Here is a 10576-nt window from a genome sequence, read left to right as displayed (position 1 = left end):
ATTTGCTGTTGCATATAGTTATCACTTTGCAGTAATTCTTGGATGACTTCAACCAGTACATCCATCACACTGCGTTGACGATCCCGACTTAGTGCTACCCAAGTTTGGATCTTATTTCTTAAGGTTACCAAACTTCCTAACCGGGTGATGAGATTACGGTAGGCACGTTCTTTACTTTTGCCCAAGTAACGTTGATTTAATATCCGCCAACGGTACTCCATTGCATGAATTGCAATGTCTAGTTCCTTTGGTTCGAGTTGCTCAAACCTGTCCGAATCGCTACCTAGTAACCAGAGAACAATACTTTCTCTGTTAGCTTCACCTAGCTCTGGGCAATCTACCATTAATTGCGATCGCCAATATTGTGCCAGTTTTTCTGCCTCTGGTGTCATGGTGAGATTGCGTTCCTCTATATCCTGTTTTAATATCTGCATCACAACCTCCTTACTTCCCACTCAACTTGTTTTTTGGCAGTTGCCCCTGATGTAATGATGCCTATATCGACATCGAACATGCTTCCACTTGTATTTACGTTTTGATTTACAGAAGTTATGCAGGAATTTCTACTTTTTCGTGGCTGTTTCCTCGCTTAAATTTTGACAAATTGCTGATTTTTCGCTGCTTTTGTGTCTTTCTTGGTTTTTTAAACTTTTCTAAACTAAATGTACCGCCTTAACTTATCCAAGTTATTCGCCTAGAATATACACAAAATCTACCCTCAAAGTTGAGAGCTTAGGAAAAATTGACTTACCTCACCAAAACTAGCTAAGTTTCCTCCTACTAGTAATGATGTCACTAGATGCTGATCTGTTTCAGTACTGTATTATCTTTTAAGATTTTTTATACTTTTACCTGAATAATTCATCAAAAATTTAATTTAGGACGAACGGCTGTTCGCCCTTTTAAAGATCATATAAATTTGTTTAATTATCGACCATTTGCTCTGCGAACTATGGGATTTTCTACAGCTTGCCGATATTGTTCAACTTGTTCTGTATAACCAATTGGCAACACAGCTTCAACGTTTTCATGTGGACGTGGAATAATTACCCAAGATTCTAACGTCCCACCGTGAACCTGTTCTATTGCTTCTATCCCCGCTGTTACAGCAGTTTTTACTTCTTGAACATCACCCCGTATGTTAACTGTAAAACGAGCGCTACCAACTCTAATGTAGCCAACGAGGGTGACTCTTCCCGCTTTTACCATCGCATCTGCTGCTGCTAAGACTGCAGGAAAACCCTTCGTCTCAATTGAGCCAACTGCCTGTAGTGGCATTGGTTATCTCCCTAAATTAATAAATAAGTTATCACATTTGTGAGGATAGGGCAATGGTTTGAGAATGCAACGCCGGATAAAATTAATGGTTGCCTCAGACTAAACCAATTCCATCTGCTCATCATGATGCCTGATGAGTATTAGTCCCACCTCTTCACCAGCGTATACCTCTTTGCGATCGCACTACAAGCTTTGGTGTTTATTCAGCATCTGATGTGAAAAAATTTAACAATTACTGACAAAGGCATTTCCTTGTGCCACGCCAGATGCCTCCTGTCGGCAAACCCTCTTCAACTGCTGCCTCCTCCCGGCGCTGGCTTTTCTGCCCTCGTACTGCCTTTTGTTACACTTAACTAAAATTTAACTTTCATCCATAATTTTACTTAATATTTAGGCTGTAAAGCAATACTTAAATTACATATCTATCTAAAGTAATATTTTGATGAAAGAATTTTGCTGAGTTTATTTTCTGGTATCTTTTTGGTAACATGAAAGCTATATTAATTAAGTATATTTTTGGTTAGGGTGTCATTAGCTTGCTGTTTGATGCAGCAGTATTTTAGTTCTCAATGATTTAAATCATTGTAATGCTGTTCCTGTATGAGAAGCAGTTAATCGGATTTATTCTGCACAAAACAGGTATATTTTTACTTTGAGTGGAGATATTTATTGAATATGTAGAGTTTTTATTTTATACAAGTTATTGAAAGTGCAAAATACTAAGTAAAAGCAAAGTTAAAGAAAGGAAGGCGATCAAAAAATGTCACTATGTATTATTAAATACATAGTTGCGACAAAGTAGAACGAAAGGAAGTTTTACCAGTAGAAAAACTATGAACAACAAACCGTTGGTATCAAGTATAATTATTTTCTTAAATGGCGAAAAGTTCCTTGTAGAAGCAATAGAAAGTATATTTGCTCAAACTTACGATCACTGGGAACTTTTGCTAGTAGATGACGGCTCGACGGATAGTAGTACAAAAATTGCCCTACAGTACGCAGAAAAATTTCCGGAAAAGGTGCGCTATTTAGAGCATGAAGGACACCAGAATCGTGGTATGAGTGCCACACGCAACTTGGGGATCAGTAAAAGCAAAGGTAAATATATTGCTTTGTTAGACGCAGATGATGTATGGTTACCGCAAAAACTCGAACAGCAAGTGGCAATTTTAGAGTCACACCCAGAAGCGGCGTTGGTTTATGGGCAAGATTTATACTGGCATAGTTGGACAGGAAAATATGAGGATCTCAAACGGGATTTTATGCCAGATCTTGGTATACAACCTAACAAGTTGTATAAACCAAGAGAGTTGTTAACTTTGTGCTACCCACTAGGAGAAGCTTCTGCACCATGCCCTTCTGGTTTCCTCACTAAACGTGAAGCGATAGAAAAAGTAGGTGGATTTGAAGAAGCGTTTCGAGGCATGTACGAAGATCAAGCTTTCTTGGTTAAGGTGTATCTTCATTTTAGTGTATATGTAGCGAATGAATGTTGGGATAAGTACAGACTACACCCAGATTCGTGTAGTTCTAATGTGGAAAGGGCAGGAAAATATCATTCGGCAAGATTGTTTTTCTTGAACTGGTTCGCAAATTATGTATCACAACAAGGAGTTAAAGATCCCAAGATTAATCAGGCTCTGCAAAAGGCATTATTGCCATACCGCTACCAATACTATCAAGTACCATTGTTCGTTAATCAATTGAAAACACAAGTGAAACAATTAGCAAAACAGTTATTACCTGCGGCAACAAAGCGTTGGTTAGGGAAAAAGTTACGTGGTGAACAGTATATTCCCCCAGTTGGAGTAGTGGATTTAGGTAGCCTGCGTCGGGTAACACCAATGAGTCGGGCGTTTGGTTTTGACAGAGGTTTACCGGTCGATCGCTACTACATTGAAAATTTCCTCACTCAGTATCAGAAGGATATCCAGGGGCATGTGTTGGAAATTGGTGACGATGAGTACACACGCACTTTTGGCGGCGATCGCCTGACCAAAGTTGATATACTTCATGTGACGAGTGATAATCCTAAGGCAACGATTATATCAGACTTGGCATATGGTGAAAATATACCAACAGATACATTTGATTGCTTTATTCTCACTCAGACACTACAGCTAATATATGATGTGCGATCAGCAATTAAAACTGTTCATCGCATTTTAAAGCCAGGTGGAGTTGCTCTAGTCACAGTTCCCGGAATTAGTCACATTGGTGATGTAACTTGGGGTAATTATTGGCTTTGGGGTTTTACGGCTCTATCAGTAACAAAGCTATTTGAGGAATTCTTTCCCGCAGAAAATTTACAGATTGAAACTGATGGCAACGTGTTAACTGCTGCTTCGTTTCTCTACGGTTTATCAGCAAAAGAACTGCGTAAAGAAGAATTAGACAGTAAAGACCCATGCTATCAGGTAATCATTTCCATTAGAGCAGAAAAACCAAAGGACGTATAATGAAAGGAATAGGATTGCGGCGCTTTGCGAGAAACATCAGGGGACGCTTGGCACCAGGTGGTCTAATTTTGATGTACCACAGAGTGATTAAAGCCGAATCTGACCCTTGGAGTATTTGTGTTAGCCCCAAACACTTTGCCGAACAAATGTTCGTGTTACGTTCTTGGGGCAACGTTATTCCCTTGAAGCAATTCAATCAAACTGTCAGACAAGGTAAGGTTCCTTACGGGAAAGTAGCAATTACCTTTGATGATGGGTATACAGATAACTTGTATAACGCCAAACCAATACTAGAGCGTTACGAAATCAGCGCTACCATGTTTCTCACCAGTGGGTACATGGAACAAAAACGTGAGTTGTGGTGGGATGAACTAGAGCGGTTATTGTTGACTCCCGTTAGTTTACCTTCTATTCTTAGTTTGGAAATTGGTGGTAAGGTTCATCACTGGGAATTAGGTTTAGCCGCTCACTATAGCGAAGAACAAAGAAAACAAGATTGCGCTTGGAAGGCGTCAGTGGCAGAACCCCCCACCAAACGTCACGCTCTTTTAATTGAGCTATATCAGCTACTCAAACAAGAGTCAAGGGAAATGCGCCAACAAGTCATGGATGAACTACTGACTTGGGCTGATTGTGTACCGCAATTGAGTGCTCGCCATCGACTCATGAATAAAGAGGAGGTTTCTATTGTAGCAAAATCAGAACTAATTGAAATTGGTGCTCATTCTGTGTCTCATCCATTTTTATCTTTCTTACCAATTGATAAGCAATGGCAGGAAATTCGGGATTGCAAAACTCCTTTGGAAGAAATTGTCGCACAGCCAGTAGAGAGTTTTGCTTATCCCCACGGAAACTACTCAAACCAAACAGCAGCTTTAGTGCAACAAGCCGGCTTTACTAGTGCTTGTACTACCGAGCCTCGGAGTGTACGCAAAAGCAATTGCTTTGAACTCCCACGCATTCAAGTAGAAGACTGGGATGGAGAAGAGTTTGCCAAACAGTTATCGAAGTGGAAAATATCTTGATTTTGAGGAGGATAAAATGACAAAGCCACTAATTTCAGCCATCATGATTTTCTTGAATGGAGAAAAGTACATGGTGGAGGCGATCGAGAGTATAATTGCTCAAACATACGATAATTGGGAACTTTTATTAGTAGATGATGGTTCGACAGACAAAAGTACGGAAATTTCTCAAAGATATGCGGCAAAATATCCAGAGAAAGTACGCTATCTAGAACATGAAAATCACCAAAATCGCGGCATGAGTGCTTCTCGTAACTTAGGTATAAAAAATGCCCGAGGCGAGTACATTGCTTTTTTAGATGCTGATGATGTGTGGTTGCCACCCAAATTAGAAAAACAGCTAGCAATTTTAAATGCACAACCTACCGCTGGGATGGTTTATGGACCGACTTTAATGTGGTATGGTTGGACGGGAAATCATGAGGACAAAAAACTTGATCGCCTGCGTGGATTAGGTGTTCAGCCCAACAGTTTAGTTCAACCACCAAATTTACTTACCCTATTCTTACAAAGAGTAGCAGAAACACCCGGTACTTGTGGTGTATTGATCCGACGCGAAGTAGTAGATGCTGTCGGTGGTTTTGAAGAAGAATTTCGGGGTATGTACGAAGATCAGATTTTTTTCGCCAAAGTTTGTCTCAAAGTACCAGTGTTTGTGCAAAGAGAGACGTGGGATCTTTACCGACAACATTTAGACTCTAATTGTTATGTAGCAATCAAAGCTGGAAAGTATTTAGTCGGAGAGATGAATCCCAGCTACGCTAATTACTTGAAATGGTTACAGGAGTATTTGCTCAAACAAGGGATGGAAAATACTACTGTGTGGCAAGTTTTACAAAAAGAGTTATGGCCAGTACGTCATCCCATACTATATCGGATGCTTAGACCTGTTCGGCGCTTCTATCAATTGATGGAAAGACTACAGACTAAAATTAAAAATATTACTCAAATGTTTTCTAGTCATCCACCAAAAGATATATCTACTCTAATTAAATTTTAATTTGGACTTCAAGTTATTCGGAAGGGTTCTGACTTTTTATTGAACTGGATGGGCAAAACGTTTTCTACATTCTCTGGTGGATTATTAACTATATAGTGTGTAATTACCTTACCACCATGTACCTGCGAACCTGCTTCAATACCAGCTGCAACAGCTATTTTTACCTCAGCCGTATGTCCACGCACTGCAACTAGTAGCCTCCCACTTTCCGCTATACCATAATATACCAGGGTGACTGCACCAGCTTTGACCATCGCATCTGCCGAAGCTAGTACAGCGGGAAAGCCTAAAGTTTCAATTACTCCAACTGCCAAAGGCATAACTTAATTTCCTTTTATCCACAAAAGCTTAGTTTTCACAAACAAGAACTTAGTTCTCAGAATTCAGAATTAAATTAAGAGTAGACTTAGAGTAAGCAAGTATAATTTTGTACATATTGAAACGCCACATGAAATTTTAAATTTGGTAGTACCTCTGGAGTGGCGGGTTTAAATTCCCTAAGTTATTGATTCTGAGTGCTGATATCACGAGTTCATTTTTTATTTTACTTGTTTAGGTTACCGATTTTAATAATTATTTCTTCAGGAGGAAGTAAATTTACATAAAAAATGTATACCACATAATTATAAATTTTTTTAAACTTAATAATTTTTTTATTACTAACTCAGCTATGCTCAAAGATGACAAAAACATTACACAATCTTAATCTCTGGTTAAAGAAAAGAAGGAAAGTTAGCTATAAGCTAGCAAATAATACAACAAGATGGACGAAGCGTAGAAGCAAAGAATTTAATTAGGGCAAAAGTTAAGTAACCGAAAAACTCACAGCTTAGTTGTCAAAATTCATTATGAACTATGAGCAGCAAGTTAAGAAGTGAGTTTCAAGTCCCTGGATGTATCTCTAGGGTGATTGTAGTTTCTGTCTTTTGTGTTATTCTCAGATCAAGAATCGAATGAAAGTTAATCTTCAAACGTCTTAAGTAAGCATACATTCAGTAAATCCTGAAAGTAGCGATCGCCATGCTAAAAAGTGTGTTCACAAAAACTCTTTTTTACCATACATATCAACTTGAATAAGTTAGCTAGATTGGCAAACTAGGCTAACCTTGAGAGTTGTTTGTGCTTTTAGCAAAGGCATTTGTTTCACAAATTTTCACTAGCTTTCTGTAAAAACGGGAAAAAATAATGAGCACTGTGCAAGCTTCCTTTCATGCCACTGAAACTGCATTTCATGTGGAAGGGTACGAAAAGATCGAATTTAGTCTTGTGTATGCTGAAGAGTCTTTTAATATAAGAAACACAGAGATAGCAGAAAGCTATAAAGATTTCAAAAGATGCCTAGCTGTGGTAGATGCTAACGTGCATCAGCTTTACGGTGAGCAAATTCGCGAGTATTTTAAATACTACGAAATTGACTTAACCTTGTTTCCCATCAACATCACTGAAACAAACAAAAGCATTGAGACATTCCAGAAGATAATTGACGTATTTGAGGACTACAAACTAGTTCGGAAAGAACCAGTTTTGCTTGTAGGCGGTGGTTTGTTGACAGATGTAGTAGGGTTTGCTTGTGCGACTTATCGGCGCAAAACCAATTGCATTCGGATTCCGACAACCTTAATTAATTTGATTGATGCGAGTGTAGCAATCAAAGTTGCAGTCAACCACCGTAAATCAAAAAATCGCTTAGGTGCTTATCATCCGCCCAAGAAAGTACTCCTTGACTTCTCGTTTTTACGCACCTTACCGCTCGATCAAATTCGCAACGGGATGGCGGAATTGGTGAAAATTGCAGTGGTTGCCAACGCGGAAGTATTTGAACTGTTGTATGAGCATGGGGAAGAATTGCTTTCCACCCACTTTGGCTATGTGAATGGCAACTCGGCAATTAAAGAAATTGGGCATCGCGTCAACTATGAGGCAATCAAAACCATGCTGGAATTAGAAACTCCCAACCTGCATGAAATAAATCTAGACAGGGTAATTGCCTACGGTCATACATGGAGTCCTACACTGGAACTAGTACCCCGCATACCCATGTATCATGGTCATGCAGTCAACATTGACATGGCACTGTCAGCCACAATCGCCGCACGACGAGGCTATATCACAAACCAAGATCGCGATCGCATCTTAGGAATGATGAGCAGAATTGGTTTAGCATTAGACCATCCTCTACTAGATGAAGAGTTGCTATGGGAAGCTACCGAATCGATCACACTAACTCGTGATGGGTTACAACGAGCCGCAATGCCCAAACCAATAGGTAGCTGCTTCTTCGTTAACGATTTGACAAAGCTTGAACTTGCAGAAGCACTGGATGAACATAAAAACCTTTGTGCTGGCTATCCTCGTAATGGGGATGGTGTAGATATGTATCCTAGCAGTCATCAACCAGAACTAGTGGGAAGTGAAAAGTAATGACGGAACTAGTCAAAATACCCAAAGCTAGACCAGTAACACCTTTAGGGATTCTGACAGAGCAATTGGAGAGTATCATTCTTCTAGTCAAAAAGCAAGTCATTCCCAAAACAAAACTAGTAGATGAACTCAACTCTGTCTGGGAATTAGCAGCAGGTCTAGATTCATACATCGGGGAATATACCACAAAAGAATCGAATGAACTAGCAGAGCTTGCCCACAAGACAGCAAAAGAAGCTTGGGAGAGAAGATACACCGAAGGAACAACCGTGCGTCCCCTAGAGCAAGAAATGCTCTCAGGACACGTAGAAGGACAAGTTCTGAAAATGTTCATCCACATGACCAAAGCTACCAAAGTATTGGAAATAGGGATGTTCACAGGCTACTCAGCATTAGCAATGGCAGAAGCACTACCACCTCATGGGCAAATTGTTGCCTGTGAAGTAGATCCATACACTGCCGAATTTGCACAACAAGCCTTCGATAAATCTCCTCACGGGCAGAAAATTCGCGTAGAGGTAGGTAAAGCCCTCGAAATACTCGACAAACTGGTTGAAGAAAACGAGAAATTTGACTTCGTATTCATCGACGCCGACAAAAAAGAGTACGTCGCCTACTTCAACACCCTACTAGACAAAAACCTCCTCTCCACAGACGCATATATCTGCGTAGATAACACCCTCCTACAGGGAGAAGTCTACCTAAATAAACAGCGCACAGCCAACGGAGAGGCGATCGCTCAATTCAACCAAATAGTAGCCGCCGATCCTCGTGTTGAGCAAGTGTTACTCCCACTCAGGGACGGATTAACCATCATCCGACGCTTACCAGCACAATAAATCTCCCAGAATCATCCACTGTAAAAAAAATTAACCACAGATAAACACAGATAAACACGGATAATACATCTGTGTTCATCAGTGTGCATCTGTGGTTTCTTAATCTTCTTCGCGTCTTCGCAGTTCATTCAAAAATGGCACAAACAATATCGCCTCCATCTCCAACAACAAACACCACCCCAACTTCCACCCAAAAAATCACAGCCCTAGTAAAAAACATCGGGACACTCACACTACTACTCTTAGCACTACCAATAAACCTTACTCTAGTGATCATCACCCTACTCTGGTCTGTCATCAGCCAACCATTTAGAGCCAAAGTAACCTCCGTCGCACCAAAAAACATACTTATCAGCGGCGGCAAAATGACCAAAGCACTACAGCTAGCCCGCTCATTTCATGCAGCAGGTCACAGAGTAATATTAATTGAAACTCACAAATACTGGTTATCAGGACATCAATTTTCCAAAGCCGTCAACCGTTTCTACACAGTTCCCGATCCACAAAAAGACTTAGAAGCTTACATCCAAGCCCTACTGGATATCGTGCAAAAAGAAAACATCGATGTTTATGTTCCCGTTTGCAGCCCAGTAGCCAGCTATTACGACTCTTTAGCAAAACCAGCGCTCTCCCAACACTGCGAAGTATTTCACTTTGACGCAGATGTTACGCGCATGTTAGATGATAAATATGCCTTTAGCGAGAAGGCAAAAAGCCTGGGTTTATCCACTCCCAAATCCTTTAAAATCACAGATCCAGAACAAATATTAAACTTCGACTTTTCCCAAGAAACACGTAAATACATACTTAAAAGTATACCATACGATCCAGTAAGACGCCTGAACTTAACTAAACTTCCTTGCGCCACACCAGAAGAAACCGCAGCCTTCGTCAAAAGCTTACCCATCAGCCCGGAAAAACCTTGGATAATGCAAGAATTCATCCCGGGAAAAGAATACTGCACCCACAGCACGGTTCGTAACAGTGAATTAAGATTACACTGCTGCTGCGAATCCTCAGCAGTCCAAGTAAACTACGAAAACGTCGCCAACACCAAAATCCTCCAATGGGTACAACGCTTCGTCCAAGGATCAGAAATAACCGGACAATTATCCTTCGACTTCATTGAAGCAGAAGATGGAACAGTATACGCGATCGAATGTAACCCCCGCACACATTCCGCCATCACCATGTTCTACAATCATCCCGGAGTAGCAGACGCATATCTGAGCCAAACCCCTCAACCCACTACCCTACAACCACTACCCAACAGCAAACCCACCTACTGGCTTTACCACGAAATATGGCGACTAACCGGAATTCGCTCCTTCTCCCAACTAAGCACCTGGCTCAATAACCTACTGCGAGGAAAAGACTCCATCTACAGCCTTCAAGATCCCCTTCCCTTCCTCACCGTACACCACTGGCAAATTCCACTACTCCTACTCCAAAACCTACAAAAACTCACTGGCTGGATCAGAATAGACTTCAACATCGGCAAACTAGTCGAACTAGGCGGAGACTAAATCCTTTTTGCGGTTTATTTTCCTTGGC

Annotated in this window: 8 protein-coding genes and 1 pseudogene; 6 read left to right on the top strand and 3 right to left on the bottom strand. The window is 40.6% G+C overall.

Going from position 1 to position 10576, the window contains the following annotated elements:
• Together ICL16_RS40535 and ICL16_RS40530 are read right to left on the bottom strand one after the other, a co-directional pair.
• Nucleotides 1-434, bottom strand: a pseudogene (locus tag ICL16_RS40535) (HetZ-related protein 2); the annotation flags it as partial.
• 493 nt (nucleotides 435-927) lie between these two features.
• Nucleotides 928-1278, bottom strand: coding sequence for a carbon dioxide-concentrating mechanism protein CcmK (locus ICL16_RS40530; protein WP_190837524.1), 351 nt, complete (start codon nucleotides 1276-1278; stop codon nucleotides 928-930).
• Between the two features lie 833 nt (nucleotides 1279-2111).
• Here ICL16_RS40530 and ICL16_RS40525 point away from each other — a divergent pair.
• The 3 genes from ICL16_RS40525 to ICL16_RS40515 are packed head-to-tail and all read left to right on the top strand — an operon-like array spanning nucleotide 2112 to nucleotide 5762.
• Nucleotides 2112-3737, top strand: a complete 1626-nt coding sequence (locus ICL16_RS40525; RefSeq protein ID WP_190837522.1) for a glycosyltransferase — start codon at nucleotides 2112-2114, stop codon at nucleotides 3735-3737.
• A complete protein-coding gene (locus tag ICL16_RS40520) occupies nucleotides 3737-4762 on the top strand; it encodes a polysaccharide deacetylase family protein (RefSeq protein WP_190837520.1) in 1026 nt (341 codons plus the stop codon). Before ICL16_RS40525 ends, ICL16_RS40520 begins: the two co-directional genes overlap by 1 nt.
• A gap of 16 nt (nucleotides 4763-4778) precedes the next feature.
• The gene (locus ICL16_RS40515) at nucleotides 4779-5762 is read left to right on the top strand and encodes a glycosyltransferase family 2 protein (RefSeq protein ID WP_190837518.1); all 984 of its coding nucleotides are present in this window, start codon (nucleotides 4779-4781) and stop codon (nucleotides 5760-5762) included.
• A gap of 8 nt (nucleotides 5763-5770) precedes the next feature.
• Here ICL16_RS40515 and ICL16_RS40510 read toward each other — a convergent pair whose 3' ends face one another.
• The gene (locus tag ICL16_RS40510; protein WP_190837516.1) at nucleotides 5771-6082 is read right to left on the bottom strand and encodes a carbon dioxide-concentrating mechanism protein CcmK; all 312 of its coding nucleotides are present in this window, start codon (nucleotides 6080-6082) and stop codon (nucleotides 5771-5773) included.
• Nucleotides 6083-6947: 865 nt separating this feature from the next.
• On the opposite strand from ICL16_RS40510, the gene ICL16_RS40505 reads away from it, so the two are divergent.
• From ICL16_RS40505 to ICL16_RS40495, 3 genes are all read left to right on the top strand, one after another.
• Complete coding sequence (locus ICL16_RS40505) at nucleotides 6948-8183, top strand: sedoheptulose 7-phosphate cyclase (protein WP_190837514.1); 1236 nt, start codon at nucleotides 6948-6950, stop codon at nucleotides 8181-8183.
• On the top strand, nucleotides 8183-9022 hold the full coding sequence (locus ICL16_RS40500; RefSeq protein ID WP_190837512.1) for an O-methyltransferase: 840 nt from the start codon (nucleotides 8183-8185) through the stop codon (nucleotides 9020-9022). The genes ICL16_RS40505 and ICL16_RS40500 overlap by 1 nt, the downstream gene beginning before the upstream one ends.
• A 134-nt stretch (nucleotides 9023-9156) precedes the next feature.
• Nucleotides 9157-10548 carry an ATP-grasp domain-containing protein gene (locus ICL16_RS40495; RefSeq protein WP_190837510.1) on the top strand — a complete coding sequence of 464 codons (1392 nt, stop codon included), beginning with the start codon at nucleotides 9157-9159 and terminating at the stop codon, nucleotides 10546-10548.
• Nucleotides 10549-10576: the final 28 nt, after the last annotated feature.

The organism is Iningainema tapete BLCC-T55 (assembly GCF_014698965.1).
Lineage (GTDB): Bacteria > Cyanobacteriota > Cyanobacteriia > Cyanobacteriales > Nostocaceae > Iningainema > Iningainema tapete.
Note: the sequence above shows the minus strand (reverse complement) of the source record. Positions and strands in the feature narration are given on the sequence as shown.

Coding starts and splice junctions, on each gene's coding strand:
- ICL16_RS40530 (WP_190837524.1), bottom strand. CDS start 1,278: ATGCCACTACAGGCAGTTGGCTCAATTGAGACGAAGGGTTTTCCTGCA.
- ICL16_RS40525 (WP_190837522.1), top strand. CDS start 2,112: ATGAACAACAAACCGTTGGTATCAAGTATAATTATTTTCTTAAATGGC.
- ICL16_RS40520 (WP_190837520.1), top strand. CDS start 3,737: ATGAAAGGAATAGGATTGCGGCGCTTTGCGAGAAACATCAGGGGACGC.
- ICL16_RS40515 (WP_190837518.1), top strand. CDS start 4,779: ATGACAAAGCCACTAATTTCAGCCATCATGATTTTCTTGAATGGAGAA.
- ICL16_RS40510 (WP_190837516.1), bottom strand. CDS start 6,082: ATGCCTTTGGCAGTTGGAGTAATTGAAACTTTAGGCTTTCCCGCTGTA.
- ICL16_RS40505 (WP_190837514.1), top strand. CDS start 6,948: ATGAGCACTGTGCAAGCTTCCTTTCATGCCACTGAAACTGCATTTCAT.
- ICL16_RS40500 (WP_190837512.1), top strand. CDS start 8,183: ATGACGGAACTAGTCAAAATACCCAAAGCTAGACCAGTAACACCTTTA.
- ICL16_RS40495 (WP_190837510.1), top strand. CDS start 9,157: ATGGCACAAACAATATCGCCTCCATCTCCAACAACAAACACCACCCCA.